The organism is Kitasatospora sp. NBC_00039 (assembly GCF_045160625.1).
In the GTDB taxonomy this organism is placed as follows: domain Bacteria; phylum Actinomycetota; class Actinomycetes; order Streptomycetales; family Streptomycetaceae; genus Kitasatospora.
On the sequence record NZ_CP108290.1, the window covers coordinates 25,472 to 45,277 of the forward strand.

Consider the following 19,806-nt stretch of genomic DNA (forward strand, 5'->3'; position numbering starts at 1 on the left):
GGAGGCACGCTAGCAGAGGAGGAGAGCGGCGCACTGGAACGAGAGCTGCGCACTGGAGCGAGAGCGGTGCTCTTGACTCGCCCCGGCCGACGGGAGAGCATTGCTCTCAGAAGAGAGCGCCGCTCTCAAATCGAGAGGGATCCGTCATGACCAAGCTGCTCTACACCGGCCCGTCGCTCGAGACGCTGCACCGGGAGTACGCCAAGGAGCGCCGGATCGACGAGGCCGCACCGGTCACCTCTGCCTCGGAGATCCGGATCGAGGCGTCGGCGGACCGGGTGTGGGAGGTGCTGGTCGACCTCCCGGGGTGGGGCCGGGTGCGCCCGGGCTACCGGCTGCTGAGCCTGGACGAAGGGGTGGCCGTCGACGCCCGGTTCACCTGGGCGATCGGGCGGACCCGGATCACCGGGCGCTTCGCCGTCGTCGATCCCGGCCGGGAACTGACGTTCACGGGTGTGGCGATGGGCGTCAAGGCGATCGACCGCCTCGTTCTGACCGCCACCGGGGACGGTGCGACCCTCTTCCGGATGGAGGAGTCGATGGCCGCCCCGCTCGTCCCGCTGTTCTTCGGCGAGGGCCGCCTGCGCGCCCAGCACCGGCAGTTCCTGAACGCGGTGAAGGCCGAGGCCGAGCGGTCCCGATGACCGCCGCCGGCGGCCTCGGCCCTGCGCTCTCGAAGGTGATCAGGCTGGCGGCGCGTCGCCTCCCACGGCACCGGTCCGACGGCTTGGCTCGGCACTCCCGAGCGCCGCCGAGCACCGCCGAATCCGCGCGGTGAGCTCGTTCGCGCTCCGGGCTACGCGGGCGTCACCCCGTGGATGCGGGAGAGGGTGAACATCCGTTCGTCATCCCGCAGGTGACACCAGGCGTTGAGGTAGGGCGCATCGAGATCGAGCCGGCTGAGGGTGCGGACGGTCTCACTGCCCGAGGTGGCGACGTACTCGATCGTGACCGGCTGGCCCTCGTTGACGGCATGGGCGAGCTGGCGGACGTCGGTGAACGACAGGTTGCGCGCGTATCCGGCGATGATCTCCTCGGTGTCGCTGTCGTAGGGGCGCTCGTCGTACGGGTCCGGTTCCGGGATGTCCTGCGGGGCGGCGCGCAGTCGGGCGGCAAGGGCGCTCCGGCCGGCGGCCGTCAGGGTGCGCCTCGTCCGGGGGTCCGTCTGCGGCGGGCGGGACTTGCCGCGGGGAAGGCGCGGGGGCGGGACCGGGCCTGCCACGCGATGACGCGGGGCCCGCTCGATGCGCACGGACCCGTCGGGCTGCTCGGCGACCGGGGCGTAGCCCGCGGACCGCAGCGCCGCGAGTGTCTCGTCCGGTGGAGTCCGGCTGACCAGCACGGTCGGTGCCAGTTGTCGCAGGCCGAGCGGGGCGAGCCGGCGGTGGGCGGCCAGTTCGGCCAGCAGGCCGGGCTCCTCGCCGTGGATCACGCAGGCTGCGGAGACGATGCGCACACGGCCGTGGCTGCGCGCGGTGTCGTGCAGCAGGTACGAGAGCGGTTGGGGAAGCGGCTCGACGGCGACGGCCGCGAGGTCGGCCGCCATGGCGTCGGGGGTGTGGCCCGCGTCGAGGGCGCGGCGGACGCTTCCCGGGCTGAACCGCCACACGGACGCCGAACCGGCGCTCTCCCGCTCGGCGACGGAGTCCAGCAGCGTGCAGAGAGACGCCGACGGCGTGCCGGCGACGACGGCCGTGAGGTCGCTGCCGAAGCGGGCGGTCCCGGTGGCGGCGGGCAGCAGCTGCCGGCAGACGGACGCCACAGCTTCGGCGTCCTCGGCGAGCAGGGCGTCCCCGATCGGGGACAGGGCCCCGAGAGCGAGTACGCCGAGCAGTTCCGATTCGCGGATCAGGGTGGCGAACGGTGTGACGTCCTGGGGGAGTTCGTCGGCGAGCGGACGGTGCCACGCGATCAGCGCCCCCAGCTCCGCCGGATCCGTCGCGCCCTCGCCCACCGGAAGCTGCGTCGGGGCCGCGAGCAGCCCGTGCCGGGCCTGTACACAGCCGGCGCACGGCGGTGTTCCGGCGAGGGCCGGCAGCGTCTTCCCGTCCTCGTCGCGGCTCCCGCCGGGGGTCAGCGGCAGTGTCCACCACGCCCGGAGAAGCACGGCGAGCCGGTCGGCCGGTTCTTCCGCGGCCCAGGTGTCGTAGGCCTCCGTCGCCGCGACCCGGTCGCCGTCGCGGGCCAGCAGCCCGGCCGCGTTCGCCGTCTCCAGCGCGAGGCGTACGACGATCTCCTCGCACTTCGCCGCCCTGCCGATCCGGGACAGCTCACGTGCGCCGATCCCGCCGGCCTTGAGCCGGGCCGGCGGAGACGCGGCGCACGCCGCCAGGACGGCTGCGGCGTGGACGGCGAAGGCCATCGCGGCGGCCGAGGCCTCCCGGTCGATCTCGGAGGCCGTGACGGGTGCCGACCGCAGGACGGGTGGGACGGCTGTGAACGGCGCGCGCCAGCCGAAGCCGCGCAGCGCCAGCGCCACCTCCGCGGGCATCCGGGCCGGCCCGTACCAGCGACGGTCCCGGACCAGCAGCCCCCGCTCCAGCGCCCATCGTTCGCCCGGCTCGCCGTCGCCCCGAGCACTCCCGAACAAGGTGAAGTCCGGACGCCCGGGAGCCTGAACCGCCCGTTGCTCAAGGAGTTTCCGGGTGGCCGCGGGGGCCTTGGCCACCAGCGAGGCGACCTGGGCGGGATCGCTGTGATGGCCGACCAGCGCGGCCAGCCGCTGCTGTTTGCGGCCACCGGCCGGCTTGAGGCCCAGCGTCGCCACCATGCGGCCCAGTTCGTCGGAGCCGGCGTCCACGAGCAGCCGTTCCAGCGGCGCGTCCAACTCCAGGGGCGAGTCCCAGGCGCGCCGCAGCGGTCCCGCCATGTGCAGCAGGCCATCGCCGCCCGGCCACACCAGCGCGCGATCGGCCAGCGCCTCCAGCACCGCGGCCAGGCTGCGCGCGCGTTCCCCGTCCGTCGCGTCGAGGATGCCCGCCAGGACCGCCAGGGGCGTGGGCGTCAGCGCGGCTACGGCCTCCGCCACTTGCAGGTCCGGCAGCGTGAGCCCGGGCAGTGCCAGGGTCACCGACGCCGGGCGCTGAAGCCGGTCCGCCAGCTCGCCGACCGACCGCGGCTCGGGAGCCGCCGCGGCGTCCGGGCGCACCGCCAGGACCCGCTCCAACCGCGGTCCGCCGACACCGTGCAGCCAGGCAGCCAGGGTCGATTCGCTCGCCGTGCCGATGGGGAACACCTCGCCGTGTAGCAGAAACATCGTCATGTGCCGGAGTCCTCCGGGAGCTCAAGCATGGCGTATCCGGCGGCTCGCGCGCGTCACACGACCGAGGGAAGCGGTCGAGGTCGGTCCGTGGACGACTTCTGAACGATGTTGCGTGTGGTGAGAACGAAGCCGACCGCCTGCCCGCCCGGAGCGCAGCGCTGGGAACGTACCGGGCACGACGAAGGCCGGACCGCTCCAGTGTGCCGAACGCGTAAGAACGTAACGCCAGTCAGGTGTGCTTGCCAGGGGGACGCGAGATCTCCGGCTCCCCGGGCAGTCGGTCGGGCCGAACCCCGTCTTCCCGGATTCAGGACACGCTTGCGCGCGCTCAGCCGCCGCCGTAGGTGGCCTGGGTGACGGCGAAGACGTTGCGTCCGCCCGTGGTCTCCTGCAGCGACCACATCAGGTCGGGGTTGGTGGTGTCCTCCCAGTAGGAGAGGCTCTCGCCGCCGCCCACCCAGGCGAAGGTGGAGGGGCCTGCGGTGGGTGTCCAGTAGTAGAGCTTCTTCTGCCCCGAGGAGTTGAACCACCACCGGCCATTGTGGGAGGCCACGCCGTTGAGGTTGTACCAGGGCAGTCGGAGGGCCTGACCGGCGGTCGTCGTCGCGGCGAACGTCGTCGCCCCGGATGCGAACGGGAAGCGGACGGCCCTCGGCGGGCGGTTGGGGTAGTCGGTGCAGCCCGACTGGCAGGTGTACTCCGTCATCACGATCGACTTGCTGACCCGGTCGAGGGAGATCGACGACCACACCAGGTTGTCGTCGGAGGTCGTCTGCGACGTGACCGTGCCGATTTGGGGCAGCACGTAGGCGTAGTTGTGGGCGTAGTAGACGGTCTCGGACTGGCGGCCGATCTGGTCGGCGGTGCCGCCGGGGTCGGTATTGAGGATCTTGCGCATGTCGAAGACGCGCATGCCGTGCCCGGTGTCGGCGACGTAGAGGTAGTTGCCGTACCACGAGACGCCGCCGGCGTGGATCGGGATGTCCTTGAAGTCCGGCGCCGCCGCGGTGCCGGTCGGCTCCACCAGGAGGATCTTGCGGTAGGTGTTGGGATAGGTGGCGTCCCAGTCGACCAGGGTGATCCGACTGCGCTGCTGGGCGCCGCCGCATCCGTCCTTGGTGTACCAGCTCACCAGCACGAGCTGATGGCCGTCGTAGTTGCCGCTGTCCGCGGTCCCCACGGCGTCCCGGCTCGTCGTGATGCCCTGCGGGAAGCTCTGGCAGTCGGAGTTGTCGCCGTCGTCGAACCGGAAGCCGGTGGACAGGCCGCCGACGGAGAAGGACGCGGGGAGTGCCTGCCGGTCGTGGTTCGCATGCTCCATCACCGTGTGCACGGCAGACGTCCCCAGCGCCGTGACGAGGGCCGAGTTGAGGGTGTCGAACCGGTGGTAGTCCGCGGTGAGGGTGTATTCGGACGCGGGCAGCGCCGTCGGCGCCGCAGCGGCCGCCGCCGGCGATGCGCCGACGAGCGCACCGGCGACGAGCAGGGCGGCCGCGAGTACCGCTCGTGCTGCGGTTCTCACTTGACGGTTCATCGAGGCGAGCCTCCTCCGCGGAGTGGACCAACGGTCGCACACGCTAAGGGCGCGTCGGGCGGTGCGCAACTCCCCGAGGAGAGCCGGAGCGGGTCTCGGAGCTGTCGGACTGTGTGTAGCACTGGCTCGCTCCCTGGTAGACCTCGCAGCGGTGGGTGACGCAGGCTGGCGTCGCCAGCGGGGGAGCCGCTCAACCCGAACACCGACTACCACGAGTGGAAGGACATGCTTCAGGCCGCAGGAGTCAGGGACGTTCGGCTGCATGACGCGCGCCACACCGCCGGGACGGTGCTGCCGGGTCGGGGCGCCTTCGTTTGCCCGGGCGGGCGGGTGCAGAGGAGACGAGATTCGAACGCATGAGGGAGTGCTCCCGACGTACGTTCCAAATGTTCGTCCGGCTGTCCGGAGGGGTAGAGGACGCCCGCGCGCGCCTCAGCCCTTCTTCCGCAGCACCATGTACTGGTCCGGCTTGAGCAGGTCCATGCTGTAGTGGAGTGTGCCGTCCGACTGCATCGTGACCAGTCGGTAGATCGACCTGTCGGCGATGCACTTCTCGCCGGCCGAGGAGCCGGTCATCCGGGACGCGTAGGAGACCCGGCTCTCGTCGGCGTCGGTGAGAGTCCACGCGCCGTCGCACCAGGTACCGGTCTTCGGCGTCTCGGCGTGGATCCTGCTCTTCTCCTCACTCTGCGCCGACTGGACGATGGTGAGGGTGACGGTGGTGACGTCCCCGTTGGCAGCCATGCGTTCGCCGACCCACGTCCCGAGGAACCTCGCGGGAACGATGCCCGGCCCCGGGTCCGTGGGGGCCGCGCCGGGCGTGGGCCCGTCGCCGGCCGGATCGGAACCGTCGCCGGTCGACTCGGGGCTCTTCGAAGCCGGGGCGGCGGCCGACGTCCTGCCCCCGGACGCGGCGGCCTGCCCGGGGTTCGACGCGGCGGCCTGCCCGTCGTTCTTCCATAGCCGCTCGATCAGCAGGTATCCGCCGCCCAGCAGCAGTACGACGACCAGCGCGGCCGCCAGCACGCCGTAACCGCGCCGGCCGCGTGGCTGCTGTGGGTACGGCCCGTAGCCCGGCACCGTGGCCGGCGCCGACGGCGTCGGCACCGGGGTGGGCACCGGGGGCGGCGTGTACGGTCCGACCGGCCCGGCAGGTCCTACGGTCGGCGGGGCCGGCGGCCCGAACCCGGGCACACCGGGAACCCCGGGCGCACCGCCGCCCGGTACGGCCTTCGCCGCCTCGGCCACTCGCGCCGCCCTCGCCGCCTCGACAACCGTCCGGCCCCCGGTGGGAGCCCGGGTTCCAGCCGCCGTCTCCGGAGCCGGCGCAGCAGCCCCGTCCCTCGCGGCAGTCCCCTCGCCGGCCTCCCGCTCCCCCTCCAGGTCCAGCAGTCGTACGGCACTGCGCCCGACCGCCGCCGCCAGTGCGGGCGGCAGCCAGTGCCCGTGCCCCAGCCGGGCGGCGGCCGCGCCGTCGCCGTCCAGCCGTTCCCGTAGCCGTTCAGGCGTCGGGCGGACGGACGGGTCCTTCGCCAGGCAGTCACGGACGATGGAGTGCAGCGGGCCGGCCAGCCCGGAGAGGTCGGGCTCCTCGTGCAGCACCCGGTAGAGCAGGACGGGCGCGCTCAGCCCGGAGCCGAACGGCATCGTCCCCGTCGCCGCGTACGCGAGCACCGCGCCGAGCGAGAAGACGTCGCTGGCCGGCCCGGCGGGCTGCCCGTTGGCCTGCTCCGGGGACATGAAACCGGGCGAGCCGACCACATGGCCGGACTGGGTGAAGCCGCTGGTCGCGTCCAGCGCGCGGGCGATGCCGAAGTCGATCAGCCGCGGCCCGTCCAGCGTCAGCAGCACATTGGACGGCTTGACGTCCCGGTGGACCAGGCCGAGCCCGTGCACATGGGTGAGCGCCTCTGCCAGGCCGACGCCCATGGTCCGCACTGCCTGCTCGGGCAGCGGCCCGAAGTCCCGTACGGCGGTGCCGAGCGCGGGGCCGGCGACGTAGCCGGTGGCCACCCAGGGGTGTTCGCCCTCGGTGTCGGCGTCCAGCACGGGCGCCGTCCAGGATCCGCCGACCCGCCGGGCAGCCGCCACCTCCTGACGGAACCGTGCCCGGAACTCGGAGTCCCTGGTCAGGTCGCGACGGACCACCTTGACGGCGACGGTCCGCCCGCCCGTGGTCCGGCCGAGGTAGACCCGGCCCATCCCGCCCGCTCCGAGCTGCCGCAGCAACCGGTACTCGCCCACCTGTCGCGGATCGTCCGCTGCCAGCGACTGCATGCCCACGCTCCCCTCGACGCCCGGCGCGGCCGTCCCCGCCTCACGCATCCGGAGCAGACGCTATCGGCCCGGGACCACCCGTGGGACGGGATCGCGGTCACAGAATCATCATCAGATAATCACAGCACATCTAGGCTCCGTCGACCCCGTATCAGCCCACTTCCCCCACAGCCTCCTCGTGGCGTTCCCGCGGCTTCCCCTCAGCTTCCTCGGCTCGACTTCCGCATCGTCCCGGCCGGCCGGCTGCACGACGCCCGGCACACCGCCGCCACGCTGTCAAAAGCGGGAGGCGTTCAGCCGCGACGCTCGACGGCCCACCCCAGCCACGCTGTGGCACCCCAGTAGTTGCTGCGCGGATGTCCCGGCAGGGGCTCCTCGGGACACCGCCCCCGCCGGCCAAAGGCGCCCGGCCAGATGAGCACCTCTGCCTAGCTCACCGTGGCGGCGCTCTCAGCGCCCCGCGCTCCGCCGTTCCACGCTGTGCCGTGCTCCAGGTACTGGGCTCCGCCCTGGCCCCGATGATCGAGTGCGGCGAGAACTCGGCGGGCCAGGCGCGGGATGAGGAGGTTCTCCAGCTGGCTCCGATCGTGGTAAGCCCACGTGCCGATCTCGACGCCGTCCGGTGTGACGGCGTCCTCATCAGCCTGAGTCAGCTGGCCACCGTCGAAAACGAACAGAAGCTTGTCCCCCTCGCCCGGGTTTGGGGCCCAGTCCGCGACGATCAGGGGGCCGACGCCGGGCTTGATCGCGAGTTCCTCTTCGACCTCGCGGGCCGCGCACTCACTGGGAGTCTCGCCAGGGTGGAGGTAGCCGCCGGGAATTTCCCAGCCATCCTTCTAGGTCGGCTTGACCAGGAGAACGCGTCCGGCCTCGTCGAAGAACAGCACGCCGGCCGCCACCCGCGGCTGTGCCACCGGCTCTGGGGTTGAGGAGTCGCTCACCCGCCGACTCTAGCTGTCCTGGCTCGACTACCGCACGACATGGAGGCGCTGCGCGAGTCCGGCGAGATGAGTTGAGGGGCGGCCGCGCTGGTTGCGTACCCATGTAGACATCAAGGCCCTCGCCCTGCCCGCCTGATCCCACTCGCCGAGAGCAAAGGACTGGTCCGCCATGTGACACGGACACAAGGTCGTCGACGCCGACGGCCACATCATGGAACCCTTGTGGAGCTGGGAGCCCTACCTCGACCCGGCCTTCCGAGAGAACCGCCTCCGCGTGGTGCGCGATGAGGAGGACGGCGACAAGCTGCTGATCCAGGGCCGCCCCTCCGCGCTGGTCCGCCGACTCGGCGGCCTCCACCCGCCGGAGGACGGCGAGATCCGCGACTGGAACACCCTGCCCACCGACGGCTTCTTCGCCTCCTACCGGGAGTCGTGCACCCCTGCGTCGTGGGACGGGTGGGCGGCGCTGATGACGTCGGCCAGCTGACCCGAACCCCCTTGCGGGTCCTGGCCTGCGGGATCGGGCTCGTCGTCGGCGTCGCCCAGATCCCCATCGCTGCCGTGCCCGGCTTCGGGCCCGGTTCCGTCGGCCGAGGGCGCGGCGGTGGTCTCGGGCGCGAGAGGGGCGGCCGGTTCGGGGGCTTGCTGCTGGAGTGGAGTCGCCGAGGGCAGGGCTGCGGTGGCGGCGTACGGAACCTCGGCCGCCTGGGCGGGCACCGGTTGCGTACCGTCCTGAGCCCCGGCGGGAGTTGCGGACACCGGCGTCGGGGCGGCGGGCTCGATGGTGGTGCCGCCGTAGCGGGTGATCAGGATGTGAAGGTGGGTCGCTCGCCTGCCAGGGTTGAGCGTGGACGCCGAAGGGCCCGGGGCAGGTGCCCCGGGCCCTTCGTGCGGCGTGTGGGTCAGGCCGGCAGGACGGCCTCGATCGCGGCGATGACCTCGTCCGACTCCGGCTCGGTGCGCGGGCGGATACGGGCCGCCACCGTGCCGTCGGGGGAGACGAGGAACTTCTCGAAGTTCCAGGCGACGTCCCCGGCCTTGCCCTCGGCGTCGGCGGTCTGCGTCAGCACCGCGTACAGCGGGTGGCGGTCGTCGCCGTTGACGTCCGTCTTGTCGAACAGCGGGAAGGAGACGCCGTAGGTGGTGGAGCAGAAGGTCTGGATCTCCTCGGCGCTGCCCGGCTCCTGCCCGGCGAACTGGTTGGACGGGAAGCCCAGCACGGTGAAGCCGCGCGCGGCGTACCGTTCCTGGAGCCGCTCCAGACCGGCGTACTGGGGCGTCAGGCCGCACTTGGAGGCGACGTTGACGATCAGCAGCGCCTTGCCCTTGTAGTCGCCCAGCGAGGCGGCCTCGCCGGACAGGGTGCGCAGCGGGATGTCGTACAGGCTCACGGAAGTCCCCTTCGGATGGTCGGTGTCGGGACAGGACTCGTCACGGAACGGTAACCGCCCCGCCTCCCCCCAACCACGACCGGGCTACGGGTGTTCCGCGCGGACCGGGGGGATCTGCGCGCGGAAGCGGGCGGCGACGGCGGCGAAGTCGGCGCTCTGCCAGCGTGCGGGCCGCATCCGGATGGCGATGTCGGCGGTCAGCTGGCCGGTGGTGGCGGCGAGGTAGGCGCGGGCGGTGGCGGGCGGCATGTCGCGGTGGGCCATCGCGGCCCGCTCGGCGGGGTCGACCGCGTCCTCGATCGCGATCACCGGGCCCTCGACGCTCACGTACCGGCAGGGCGGTTCCTCCTGCTGGGCGCAGAGCGCGAACCGGCCGGCGGACCGGATCCGGCGAGCCTTGGCGGAGTCGCGGCCGGTGAGGACGGTGAGCACGCCGCCGGGCCGGTAGGAGTACCAGATCGGGACGGCCAGCAGGCCATTGCCCGGGCCGGCGCCGTCACCGCCGACGGCGAGGACGCCGGCGAGGACGCCGACGTGGGCGGCGACGAGGAAGCTCTCGCGCTCGGGGATGCTCATGGTGAAGGACACGGCGTGGGCCTCCCGGGGACATGGCCCGCGCGCGGCGGTCGTGCGCGGGCGGCCCTCGGTACGTACCCGTACGGTCGGTGGGCCGAACGCGCCTGCCCCGCACCGGGGCGGGCGCGTTGGCGCCGGGCCGGCCGGGGTCCCCTCGGCCCCGGCCGGCCTCGTCCCGGATCACTGCGCGGGCTACAGCGCCAGCTGCTTGATCGCCGTCGGAGCGTGCTCCGGCAGGGTGGCGAGCTCCTCGAACTCGGTCACGTTGCTCATGTCGACGGTCTTGCTCATCGAGATGTTGGTGATGCGCTCCAGGATGGCCTCGACCACGACCGGGACGCTGTGCTCGGCGGCGAGCTTCTTGGCCTCCTCGAAGGCGGCGCCCAGCTCGTTCGGGTCGGTGACGCGGATGGCCTTGACGCCCAGGCCCTCGGCGACCTTGACGTGGTCGACGCCGTAGACGCCGAGCTCCGGGGTGTTGATGTTCTCGAACTCGAGGTTGACCTGGAAGTTGATGTCCAGGCCGATCTGCGCCTGGCGGATCAGGCCCAGGTACGCGTTGTTCACGAGGACGTGGACGTAGGGGACCTTGTGCTGGGCGGCGACCGCCAGCTCCTCGATCATGAACTGGAAGTCGTAGTCGCCCGAGAGCGCGACGATCGGGGTCTCGGGGTCGGCGACGGCGGCACCGATCGCGGCCGGGATGGTCCAGCCGAGCGGGCCGGCCTGGCCGCAGTTGATCCAGTTGCGCGGCTTGTAGACGTGCAGCATCTGCGCGCCGGCGATCTGGGAGAGGCCGATGGTGGTGACGTAGCGGGTCTCCGGGCCGAACGCCCTGTTCATCTCCTCGTAGACGCGCTGCGGCTTCATCGGGATGTCGTCGAAGTGCGTGCGGCGCTGCAGGGTGGCCTTGCGCGCCTGGGCGGACCCGGCCCAGGCGCTGAAGTCCGGCAGCGTGCCCTCGGCCTTGAGCTCCTTGGCGATCTCGATGAAGAGCTCAAGCGCGGCCTTGGCGTCGGAGGCGATGCCGTAGTCCGGGGGGAAGATCTTGCCGATCTGGGTGGGCTCGATGTCGACGTGGACGAACGTGCGGCCCTTGGTGTACGCCTCAAGGTTGTAACCGGTGTGGCGGTTGGCCCAGCGGTTGCCGATGCCGAGGACGAAGTCCGACTCCAGGAAGGTCGCGTTCCCGTAGCGGTGCGAGGTCTGGACGCCGACCATGCCGGCGCTGAGCTCGTGGTCGTCGGGGATGGTGCCCCAGCCCATCAGGGTGGAGATGACCGGCACGCCGGTCAGCTCGGCGAACTCGACCAGCAGGTCGGAGGCGTCGGCGTTGATGATGCCGCCGCCGGCGACGATCAGCGGGCGCTCGGACTCCAGCAGGAACTGGAGCGCCTTCGTGGCCTGCGCCCGCGTGGCCTGCGGCTTGTAGACCGGCAGCGGCTGGTAGGTCTCCGGGTCGAACTCGATCTCGGTCAGCTGGACGTCGATCGGCAGGTCGATGAGGACCGGGCCCGGACGGCCCGAGCGCATCAGGTGGAAGGCCTCCTGGAAGACGCCCGGGACCTGCGCGGCCTCCAGCACGGTGGTGGCCTTCTTGGTGACCGGCTTGGCGATCGAGGCGATGTCGACGGCCTGGAAGTCCTCCTTGTGCAGCTTGGAGACCGGGGCCTGGCCGGTGATGCACAGGATCGGGATCGAGTCGGCGATCGCCGAGTAGAGGCCGGTGATCATGTCGGTGCCGGCCGGGCCGGAGGTGCCGATGCAGACACCGATGTTGCCGGCCTTGGCGCGGGTGTAGCCCTCCGCCATGTGGGAGGCGCCCTCGACGTGCCGGGCCAGCGTGTGCCGGATGCCGCCGCCCTCCTTGAGGGCCTTGTAGAACGGGTTGATCGCTGCGCCCGGCACGCCGAACGCGACCTCAACGCCTTCGAGCTTGAGGATCTCCACTGCCGCGCGGGCGGCTGTCATACGAGGCATCGGGTTTCTCCTGCGTCGGCCCGCAGTGGGTCGGAGGGCTCATCTCCAGAATTCCACCATACGGAAGAACGGTTTCTGTATGCGGAAACAAAGTAAGGCGGCGCCTGTCGGGGCGTCAAGGGGACTTTCAACAGAATGTGTAAGCGGCCGCTCGGTGGAAGTCGCAGGTAGCGGGTGGCGGGCGGCCCGAGCGGGGGTGCGCCGGGGTTCCGGCCGTTCGGCCAGGCTGTCACGGTGGGGGTGGTCGATCCATCGCCCGTTCCTCCAGTCCGTGGCGCCGGGCCGGGGGTGCCCGTAGTCCCTTCCTGCAAAGTGCCGGGCTTGCGGGAGTGCTCTCGTTCGTGCACCTGCGCGACATGCGAACGTGCGTACCCTCCGGAAGCCCCGATCCGGGCCGAAAAGCGGCCCCGGTGTGCCGCCGGGGTGAAGGCCTGGTGTGTGAGGTTGGCCCGACCCGGACCCCTGGGTACCGTCGGTGGCACGCCGGGCCCGTCATGGTTTCCATGTTCAACTCGGGCTGCTGCAGGGGGGTTTGGGATCGATCGGGGAGCGGGGGAGCTCCGGCCGTCTGGTCCCGCGGACTGCCCCGCCGAGGCGCCGTGGTCCCCGTCGAACGTCCCGTGCCTCCTGCCGACCTGCCCGGTTCTCCCGCCGAACCTCCCGTGCCTCCCGCCGACCGCCCGGGCCGCCGCTCCGACGGGTCCGGACGTCTCCCTCCCAGCGGCGCGCCCGCCCCTCCGGCGGGTGCGCGGAAGGAACGCACCCATGCACCGACCCACCTGCCGTCCCCGTCCCCCCGTCCGTCCCCTTCGCGCCCTTCGCCCCCTTCGCACCGCGGCGACGGTCCGGTGAGCCGCCCGCCCCGCCGCCGCAAGAGCCCGCCGGGCGGCCCGCGCCGTAACGCCCCGCCCGGCCGCGCCCCCGCGCGGCGCTCGCTGCGCCACCACGCCCCGGCCGCCGCGCTGCGCGCCGTGCCCTGGCGCTTCGACCTGCCGGCCTCGCTGGTGGTCTTCCTCGTCGCCCTGCCGCTCTGCGTGGGCGTGGCCGTCGCCTCGGGCGTCCCCGCCGAGCTCGGGCTGGTCACCGGGATCGTCGGCGGCCTGGTCGTCGGCGCGCTGCCCGGCAGCAGCCTCCAGGTCAGCGGACCGGCGGCCGGCCTGACCGTCCTGGTCTATGAGGCCGTCCAGGAGTACGGCGCCGGCGCGCTCGGCGTCCTGGTGCTCGCCACCGGCCTGCTCCAGCTGGCCATGGGGGCGCTACGTCTCGGTCGTTGGTTCCGGGCGATGTCCGCGTCCGTGGTGCACGGCATGCTGGCGGGCATCGGCCTGACCCTGCTCTTCGGTCAGCTGTACGCGCTCGCCGACCGCAGGGCGCCCGCCACCGGCCCGGAGAAGATCGCCGGCCTGCCCGTGCTGCTGCGTGACGCCGTCACCGGCGCGGCCACCCCGAGCGCGGTGGCGCTCGGCACCGGCACCCTGCTGGTGCTCGTCCTCTGGACGTACCTGCCGGCCCGGGTGGCTCGGGCCGTCCCCGCACCGCTGGCCGCCGTCGGCCTCGCCGCGGCCGTCACCGCCGCCGCCGGCCTCCCGGTGGCCCGGGTCCGGGTCTCCGGCCTGCTGGACGTGGTGCAGCTGCCGGACCGCGGCGCGCTCGGCGCCCTGGCGAGCACGGCCGGCCTCGGCACCATCCTCGCCTTCACCCTGATCGCCTCCGCCGAGACGCTCTTCAGCGCCGCCGCCGTGGACCGGATGCACCACGGCCCGCGCACCGACTACGACCGCGAGCTGACCGCCCAGGGCGTCGGCAACACGCTCTGCGGGTTGCTCGGCGCCCTCCCGATGACGGCGGTGATCGTCCGCAGCGCGGCCAACGTCCAGGCCGGCGCCCGGACGAAGGCCTCGCGCGTGCTGCACGGGTTCTGGCTGCTGCTGTTCACCGCGCTGCTGCCCGGCGCGCTCGGCCTGGTGCCGCTGGCCGCGCTGGCCGCCGTCCTGGTGCACGCGGGCGCCAAGCTCGTCCCGGTCCGGCGGATCATCGGGCTCTGCCGGGACCACCGGGGCGAGGCGGTGGTGCTGGCGGTGACGGCGGTCGCGGTCATCGGCACCGACCTGTTCGAGGGGGTGCTGATCGGGATCGGCCTGGCGGTGGTCAAGTCGGCCTGGCAGACCTCGCACCTGCAGATCGGCGTCGAGGAGCTGCCGGCCCGGGACGGCGCCGCGGGCGCGGTGACCGGTGAGGGGCCGCTGATGCGGGTCCGGCTGAGCGGAAACGCGACCTTCCTGCGGCTCCCCCGGCTGCTGGATGCGCTGGAGCGGCTGCCCGCCGACCGCCCGGTCGAGCTGGACTGGTCCGGGCTGCGCCATCTGGACCACGCCTGCACGGTGGCCCTCACCACCTGGGCCGCTCAGCACCGCGCCCGCAGCTCCGCCCCGCTGGCGGTCGATCCGCCGTTGCCGACGGTGGTCTGACGGAGTGTCGATGGTGCAGGGCCTAGCCTGATCGCGGCGCCCGGCGGCCCGTCGGGCCGGGGTGCCGTGACCAGTCGTCCGGGAGAGGAGAGCAGAGCCGTGATCGCAGCATTCTCGGTCACCCCGCTGGGGGTCGGCGAGGAGGTGGGGGAGGCGGTGGCCGCCGCCGTCCGGGTGGTCCGCGCGAGCGGGCTGCCGAACAGCACCGACGCGATGTTCACCAGCGTCGAGGGGGAGTGGGACGAGGTGATGCCGGTGATCCGTGAGGCGATCGAGGCGGTGAAGGCGTACAGCGGCAGGGTGAGCACCGTCATCAAGATCGACGACCGGGCCGGGGTCACCGACGGGCTCACCTCCAAGGTGGCCGCGGTGGAGCGGTACCTGGCCGGGTGACGTACGGGAGCGAGGTGGGACGGCCGGCGCCGGGCCGGGCATCCCACCTCGCTCGCCGGTCAGGCCGCCGGGGTCGGCTGCGAGCTCTGCCCGGTGTGGGCGTCCTTGGCGGAAGCCCGCCCGGTGAAGAGCCGGTCCAGTGCGAACGGCCCGGAGCCGAGCGCCGCGATCGCCAGGAACGCCCAGCAGAACATCACCGAGGGCTCGCCGCCGTTCTGCAGCGGCAGCAGCGCGTGCTCCTGGTGGACGGTGAAGTACGCGTAAGCCATCGAACCGGAGCAGAGCAGCGCCGCGATCCGGGTGCCGAGGCCGGCCAGCACCAGCACGCCGCCGACGAGCTGGATCAGCGCGGCCCACCAGCCGGGCCACTGGCCGGCCGGGATGGTGCCGCCGCCCTTGGCGCCGCCGAACACGCCGAAGAGCGAGGCGGCGCCGTGGCAGGCGAAGAGCAGTCCGACGACGGCCCGAAAGGCCGTCAGAACGATTGGCCGGGCGGAGTCGAGCGCCTGTTGCAGGGATGTCGGCATGGGGGCGGGTCTCCAGTGGGGAGGGGACGGGAAGCAAGAAACGGCGGTAAGGGTAACCTCACCGAGCCTATTTGACAATACTCCGTCAAATAGGCTGTATTCGAAGCGAATTCCGGGGGCTCCGGTCTTTCTTGGCCGAGCGGTCTCGATATGACTAGGGTTCAGTCATGGCGCGGACCAAGGCATTTGATCCCGACGCCGCCCTCCAGTCGGCTCTCGAGCTGTTCTGGCGGCGCGGTTACGAGGCCACCTCGATGGCCGACCTGGTCGACGGGCTGGGGATCGCCCGTGCCGGCATCTACGCCACCTTCGGCAGCAAGCGCGAGCTGTACCTGCGTGCGCTGGAGCGCTACGGCGAGCAGTGCGATCCGGCTCTGCTGGCCGAGCTGTCGCAGCCCGGCCCGGTGCTGCCGGCCGTCCGCGGGCTGGTGCGCCGCTATGCGCGGGAGGCCGCCGAGGACGGTGACGGCGGGCTCCGGCGCGGCTGCTTCGTCACCAACACGGCGGTCGAACTCGCCCCGCACGACCCGGGCGCGGCCCGCCGGGTGGCGGCGAGCCTCGGCCACCTGGAGACGGCGCTGACGGCTGCCCTGGTCCGCGCCGAGGCGCAGGGGGAGCTGCCCGCGGGGCGCGACCCGCGGGCGCTGGCGCGGATGCTGCTGGTGCTGCTGCAGGGCATGCGCGTGATCGGCAAGGCCGGAGACGGTGCGGCCCGCCTGGACGACGCGGCGGAGCAGGCGCTCGAGCTGCTGGACTGATTCGTTGCGGGTGGCCCTGTGGCCGCCGTTTTCGCCGGTCCAGATTCTGGATCGAACGGTAAATATAGTGAGGGGGGTTTCAATGAGTCAGTCGCCTCGCGCCTCGTCCGGGGCCGCCGGAGCCGCCGTCGGCGCCGCGCGCCCCGCCCCGGCGGTAGCGTCGGCCCGTACGGAGCGTTCGAGCGAGTCGGTCAGCCACAGATGGACCTCGCCGAGGGTGGCCCGGTCGCCGCCGGCCTCGGCCACGAGCCGCCAGTAGCGGCGCATCCCGGGGACGCGGTCGGCGGCCACGTGGGCCAGCAGCAGGCCCCTGAACCGCGGGGTGTCGCTGCCGCCGCGCACCGAGGCGTGCGCCGCGACGAACCGGTCGAGTTCGGGGCCCGCGCGGGGCGGCTCGCCCGCCCGCACCACGGGCCGGGCCAGCGCGCACGCCTCGCCGATCCCGCGCAACAACTCGGCCTCGTCGGCGACCAGTTCGGCGTTGGCCCGGGCCATGGCCAGCAGGCCGCCGCTCAGCTGCCGGTCGCCGGCCATGACGAACAGCTCGGCGAATGCCACCACCTGCGGCGGGGTCGGGTCGGCGGGCGGCTCGGGCACGGCCATGGTCACGAACGCGGCGAGCATCGCATCGGAGACCGGGGAGACCATCGCGCGCCGCCAGAAATCGACCAGTGCGTCGCGGGCGGCAACCCCGTCCTGCACGGCGGCCAGCAGCTCCAGCCGCACCGCGCGGTCGGCCGGTCCGGCCTCCTCGACCGCGCGCAGCGAGGCCCGCCGCCAGGCCAGACCCGCGAGCCGCACGTCGAGCGCGGCCCGCTCGGCCGCGACGACCTCCGCCACGGAGCGGTCGCCGGCGAGCACGTGCCGGACGGCGGGCAGCCCGAGCCCCAGCCCGCGCAACCGCCGGACCAGGACGAGCCGCTCCACGGCCGCCCGGTCGAACCTGCGGTGCCCGCCCGTGCTGCGCACCGAGTCGACGATGCCCTCGTCGCAGTAGAAGCGGACGGTCCGCACCGGCACACCGGTCAGCCGGGCCAGGTCGCCGATTCCGAGCGTCTCATCGAGAAAAGGCACTTGAACCTCCACCGGACTGGAGGTTCTACCGTACCGGTGTCACCCCGTGAGAGGAGCTTTCGTGATGACGTCGACCCTGGACACCGCACGGCTCGTGGAGGGCCTGCGGGAGCAGACCGGAGGGCTCGCCCGCGCGGTCGCCGGGCGGGACCCGGACGGCGCGGTGCCCACCTGTCCGCACTGGCCGCTGCGGACCCTCGTCGGGCACGTGGGCCAGGAGCACCGCTGGGCGGCCGCACTCGTGCGCACGGGGGAGCGGCTGCCCGCCCCCGACCCGCGGCAGGCCGATCCCGGAGCCCCGGACGGGTGGGCCCGGTGGCTGCGCGAAGGCGCGGAGGAACTGGTCCGCGCCATCCGGGAGAGCGGCGCGGACGCCGGGACGCACACGTTCGTCGGCCCGCGGCCGGCGGTCTTCTGCCTGCGCAGGATGATGAGTGACACCTGCGTCCACCACTACGACGCGGCGTCTGCGACGGACACCGCGTTCGGGATCGCCGACGACCTCGCGGCCGACGTGATCAGCGAGAACCTGGACCTGCTCTCGACGCCGGCCCTTGCGACGGCCAGGCCGGCCGTCGCCGAGCTGCGCGGCCGGGGCGAGCGGATCGGGTTCCGGCCGGCGTCCACGGAAGGTTGGGTGATCACCAGGACGCCCGCCGGACCGCGGTGGGAGCGCGGGCCGGCCGACGAGGCCGACGTGCTGGTGTCGGGGGCCGTGGCGGACCTCATGCTGCTGTTCTCGCGCCGCGTGCCGCCGGAGGACGACCGCGTCACGGTGGCGGGAGACCGCGCGCTGCTGGACCACTGGCTGGCCCGCACGGCGCTCTAGCAGGCGCGGCGGGAAGGCCCGGCGGTCGGGAGCGAGACGTGACGACCGGTCATGAACCACCCCACGGCGCGTGTCCGCGCCGTCGCCGTGACAGCGGTGGAACGCGTGCCCGGCAGCGCCGTTGCCGGCGGGCACGCGTCAGGCCGTGACCGCGTCAGAGCGTGACCGCGTCAGGCCGTGACCGCGGTCCGGTGCAGGGCGCGACTACGACCGGGCGCCGGCGTGCTCTGTCGGGCGGGTGAACAGCACCTGGCCCAGCGCCAGCACGCTCAGGCCGAACATCAGGACGCCCAGGGGCACATGGAGCGAGGGCTTGTGCGCGATGCCCAGCACCACCTGTACCGAGGCGAGTACGAGGAAGCCGGACGCGTACAGGATGGGGCGGCCCGGCCCGCCGCCGGGCCGCCACGCCAGGATCGCGGCGAGCGCGTACACCATCGAGGCGCCGTACATCACGCGCGCTCCGGCGCTGTGCAGTGTCTCGCCCTGAGGCGAGGTCAGCAGCATTCCGGCGGTGGCCGCCTGGAAGAAGATGGCCAGGGTCTGCAGGGCGATCGCCGCCTGCAGGAACGTCACCCTGTTCGGTGCGGCCGTCGTCTGTGTGGCCATGATGCGGTCCCCTCTTCTGCCTCGCGGCGGTGGATCGGTACTGTCTCGCCAGTCCGACGACGCAGGCCCGCGAAATGTGAGGTGAAGCGCCGGCCGGACAGTCCGGTGCGGTGATCCGTCGAAGTGGCGAGAGCGGACGCGGACGAGAAGAACCAGGGAGCGGGCACAGCCATGAACACCCCGTCCGAGGCCCGCTCCGAGCCGGGCCAGAGCGTGATCGTCGACGAGCGGCGCCACCTGATCAATCTCGCCTACCGGCTGCTCGGTTCGCTGGCCGAGGCCGAGGACGCCGTGCAGGAGACCTACGCCCGCTGGTACGCGATGTCGCGGCAGCGGCAGGAGGCCGTCGAGTCGCCCGGCGCCTGGCTGACGACGGTGGCCGGCCGCATCTGCCTGGACATGCTCGGCTCGGCGCGCGCCCGCCGCGAGCGCTACGTCGGCGCTTGGATACCGGAGCCGCTGCCCGACCGCACGGAATGGTCCAGCGGGCAGGCGGGAGGCGGTAGGGCCGAGCCGGCCGACCCCGCCGACCGGATCACCCTGGACGAGTCGGTGACCATGGCCTTCCTGGTCGTGCTGGAGTCGATGACTCCGGCCGAACGCGTGGCGTTCATCCTGCACGACGTCTTCCGGTACCCCTTCGCCGAGGTCGCCGAGATCGTCGGCCGGACGCCCGCGGCCTGCCGGCAGCTGGCCTCCTCGGCCCGTCGGCGTGTTCGCGCCGCGCAGGCTCCGCCGGGGCCGGCGGCCGGGCAGGCCGGTCTGGTGCGGCACTTCAAGGAGGCGTGGGAGGCCAGGGACATCGAGGCCCTCGTGGGCCTGCTCGACCCCGAAGCCACGATGGTCGCCGACGGCGGCGGTCTGGTCGGCGCCGTCCTGCGCCCGGTCGAGGGCAGCGAGCGCATCGCCCAGTACCTGATCCACATCGCCGGGAAGGCCCCGGGGCTGACGCTCCTGGAGCGGACGGTCAACGGCCGGCCCGGCCTGGTCGCCCAGGTCGCCGGTGTCACCGTGACCGTGGCGGCGTTCAGCCTCACCGGCGGCCGCATGTCGAGCATCTGGGCGGTCCGCAACCCGGAGAAGCTCCGCTCCTGGACCGAGCACGGACGGGGCTGACCCGGCACCGGGAACCCGGCGAGGCACGCCGGCACCTCGGCGTCCCGGGCAGAGCCGCACCCCGGCAGGGG

Annotated in this window: 17 protein-coding genes and 1 pseudogene; 8 read left to right on the forward strand and 10 right to left on the reverse strand. The window is 72.9% G+C overall.

Annotated features, from left to right (window positions below):
• Positions 1 to 146: 146 nt before the first annotated feature.
• Positions 147 to 644, forward strand: coding sequence for an SRPBCC family protein (locus OG286_RS36340; protein ID WP_331741103.1), 498 nt, complete (start codon positions 147 to 149; stop codon positions 642 to 644).
• Between the two features lie 152 nt (positions 645 to 796).
• On the opposite strand, the gene OG286_RS36345 is transcribed toward OG286_RS36340, so the two are convergent.
• Both OG286_RS36345 and OG286_RS36350 read right to left on the reverse strand, forming a co-directional pair.
• Complete coding sequence (locus tag OG286_RS36345) at positions 797 to 3,262, reverse strand: helicase C-terminal domain-containing protein (protein ID WP_331741105.1); 2,466 nt, start codon at positions 3,260 to 3,262, stop codon at positions 797 to 799.
• A 328-nt stretch (positions 3,263 to 3,590) separates the two neighbouring features.
• Positions 3,591 to 4,796 carry a hypothetical protein gene (locus tag OG286_RS36350; protein ID WP_331741107.1) on the reverse strand — a complete coding sequence of 402 codons (1,206 nt, stop codon included), beginning with the start codon at positions 4,794 to 4,796 and terminating at the stop codon, positions 3,591 to 3,593.
• Positions 4,797 to 4,967: 171 nt separating this feature from the next.
• On the opposite strand from OG286_RS36350, the pseudogene OG286_RS36355 reads away from it, so the two are divergent.
• Positions 4,968 to 5,090, forward strand: a pseudogene (locus tag OG286_RS36355) (site-specific integrase); the annotation flags it as partial.
• Between the two features lie 138 nt (positions 5,091 to 5,228).
• Here the strand turns inward: OG286_RS36355 and OG286_RS36360 are convergent.
• Complete coding sequence (locus OG286_RS36360) at positions 5,229 to 7,073, reverse strand: serine/threonine-protein kinase (protein ID WP_331741108.1); 1,845 nt, start codon at positions 7,071 to 7,073, stop codon at positions 5,229 to 5,231.
• A 428-nt stretch (positions 7,074 to 7,501) separates the two neighbouring features.
• On the reverse strand, positions 7,502 to 7,894 hold the full coding sequence (locus OG286_RS36365; protein WP_331742588.1) for an NUDIX hydrolase: 393 nt from the start codon (positions 7,892 to 7,894) through the stop codon (positions 7,502 to 7,504).
• A gap of 331 nt (positions 7,895 to 8,225) precedes the next feature.
• Here OG286_RS36365 and OG286_RS36370 point away from each other — a divergent pair, with 331 nt between their 5' ends.
• Positions 8,226 to 8,501: a hypothetical protein gene (locus OG286_RS36370; protein WP_331741110.1), complete on the forward strand. Its 276-nt coding sequence runs from the start codon at positions 8,226 to 8,228 to the stop codon at positions 8,499 to 8,501.
• 415 nt (positions 8,502 to 8,916) lie between these two features.
• Here the strand turns inward: OG286_RS36370 and OG286_RS36375 are convergent, their stop codons facing one another.
• The 3 genes from OG286_RS36375 to gcl form a co-directional block, all read right to left on the reverse strand.
• Positions 8,917 to 9,405, reverse strand: coding sequence for a glutathione peroxidase (locus tag OG286_RS36375; RefSeq protein WP_331741111.1), 489 nt, complete (start codon positions 9,403 to 9,405; stop codon positions 8,917 to 8,919).
• An 84-nt stretch (positions 9,406 to 9,489) separates the two neighbouring features.
• A complete protein-coding gene (locus OG286_RS36380) occupies positions 9,490 to 9,993 on the reverse strand; it encodes a pyridoxamine 5'-phosphate oxidase family protein (RefSeq protein WP_331741112.1) in 504 nt (167 codons plus the stop codon).
• A gap of 180 nt (positions 9,994 to 10,173) precedes the next feature.
• Entirely contained in the window at positions 10,174 to 11,952 is a 1,779-nt protein-coding gene (gcl, locus tag OG286_RS36385; protein ID WP_331742591.1) for a glyoxylate carboligase, read from the reverse strand.
• Between the two features lie 944 nt (positions 11,953 to 12,896).
• Here gcl and OG286_RS36390 point away from each other — a divergent pair.
• On the forward strand, positions 12,897 to 14,429 hold the full coding sequence (locus tag OG286_RS36390) for a SulP family inorganic anion transporter (RefSeq protein WP_331742594.1): 1,533 nt from the start codon (positions 12,897 to 12,899) through the stop codon (positions 14,427 to 14,429).
• Between the two features lie 99 nt (positions 14,430 to 14,528).
• Complete coding sequence (locus OG286_RS36395) at positions 14,529 to 14,822, forward strand: MTH1187 family thiamine-binding protein (RefSeq protein ID WP_331741113.1); 294 nt, start codon at positions 14,529 to 14,531, stop codon at positions 14,820 to 14,822.
• A 59-nt stretch (positions 14,823 to 14,881) separates the two neighbouring features.
• Here the strand turns inward: OG286_RS36395 and OG286_RS36400 are convergent, their stop codons facing one another.
• Entirely contained in the window at positions 14,882 to 15,349 is a 468-nt protein-coding gene (locus OG286_RS36400) for a DoxX family protein (RefSeq protein WP_331741114.1), read from the reverse strand.
• Positions 15,350 to 15,516: 167 nt separating this feature from the next.
• On the opposite strand from OG286_RS36400, the gene OG286_RS36405 reads away from it, so the two are divergent.
• The gene (locus tag OG286_RS36405) at positions 15,517 to 16,107 is read left to right on the forward strand and encodes a TetR family transcriptional regulator (RefSeq protein ID WP_331741115.1); all 591 of its coding nucleotides are present in this window, start codon (positions 15,517 to 15,519) and stop codon (positions 16,105 to 16,107) included.
• A gap of 87 nt (positions 16,108 to 16,194) precedes the next feature.
• On the opposite strand, the gene OG286_RS36410 is transcribed toward OG286_RS36405, so the two are convergent.
• Complete coding sequence (locus tag OG286_RS36410) at positions 16,195 to 17,181, reverse strand: MerR family transcriptional regulator (RefSeq protein WP_396324000.1); 987 nt, start codon at positions 17,179 to 17,181, stop codon at positions 16,195 to 16,197.
• A gap of 64 nt (positions 17,182 to 17,245) precedes the next feature.
• Here OG286_RS36410 and OG286_RS36415 point away from each other — a divergent pair, with 64 nt between their 5' ends.
• The gene (locus OG286_RS36415) at positions 17,246 to 18,010 is read left to right on the forward strand and encodes a maleylpyruvate isomerase family mycothiol-dependent enzyme (RefSeq protein WP_331741117.1); all 765 of its coding nucleotides are present in this window, start codon (positions 17,246 to 17,248) and stop codon (positions 18,008 to 18,010) included.
• A 204-nt stretch (positions 18,011 to 18,214) separates the two neighbouring features.
• Here OG286_RS36415 and OG286_RS36420 read toward each other — a convergent pair whose 3' ends face one another.
• Complete coding sequence (locus tag OG286_RS36420; protein ID WP_331741119.1) at positions 18,215 to 18,619, reverse strand: hypothetical protein; 405 nt, start codon at positions 18,617 to 18,619, stop codon at positions 18,215 to 18,217.
• Between the two features lie 171 nt (positions 18,620 to 18,790).
• Here OG286_RS36420 and sigJ point away from each other — a divergent pair, with 171 nt between their 5' ends.
• Positions 18,791 to 19,735: an RNA polymerase sigma factor SigJ gene (gene sigJ / locus OG286_RS36425; protein ID WP_331741121.1), complete on the forward strand. Its 945-nt coding sequence runs from the start codon at positions 18,791 to 18,793 to the stop codon at positions 19,733 to 19,735.
• Positions 19,736 to 19,806 lie beyond the last annotated feature (71 nt).

Excerpts from the sequence above, each read along its gene's own strand:
- OG286_RS36340 (WP_331741103.1), top strand. The coding sequence starts at position 147 with ATGACCAAGCTGCTCTACACCGGCCCGTCGCTCGAGACGCTGCACCGG.
- sigJ (WP_331741121.1), top strand. The coding sequence starts at position 18,791 with ATGAACACCCCGTCCGAGGCCCGCTCCGAGCCGGGCCAGAGCGTGATC.
- OG286_RS36345 (WP_331741105.1), bottom strand. The coding sequence starts at position 3,262 with ATGACGATGTTTCTGCTACACGGCGAGGTGTTCCCCATCGGCACGGCG.
- OG286_RS36360 (WP_331741108.1), bottom strand. The coding sequence starts at position 7,073 with ATGCAGTCGCTGGCAGCGGACGATCCGCGACAGGTGGGCGAGTACCGG.
- gcl (WP_331742591.1), bottom strand. The coding sequence starts at position 11,952 with ATGACAGCCGCCCGCGCGGCAGTGGAGATCCTCAAGCTCGAAGGCGTT.
- OG286_RS36405 (WP_331741115.1), top strand. The coding sequence starts at position 15,517 with ATGGCGCGGACCAAGGCATTTGATCCCGACGCCGCCCTCCAGTCGGCT.
- OG286_RS36420 (WP_331741119.1), bottom strand. The coding sequence starts at position 18,619 with ATGGCCACACAGACGACGGCCGCACCGAACAGGGTGACGTTCCTGCAG.
- OG286_RS36415 (WP_331741117.1), top strand. The coding sequence starts at position 17,246 with ATGACGTCGACCCTGGACACCGCACGGCTCGTGGAGGGCCTGCGGGAG.
- OG286_RS36400 (WP_331741114.1), bottom strand. The coding sequence starts at position 15,349 with ATGCCGACATCCCTGCAACAGGCGCTCGACTCCGCCCGGCCAATCGTT.
- OG286_RS36370 (WP_331741110.1), top strand. The coding sequence starts at position 8,226 with ATGGAACCCTTGTGGAGCTGGGAGCCCTACCTCGACCCGGCCTTCCGA.
- OG286_RS36350 (WP_331741107.1), bottom strand. The coding sequence starts at position 4,796 with ATGAACCGTCAAGTGAGAACCGCAGCACGAGCGGTACTCGCGGCCGCC.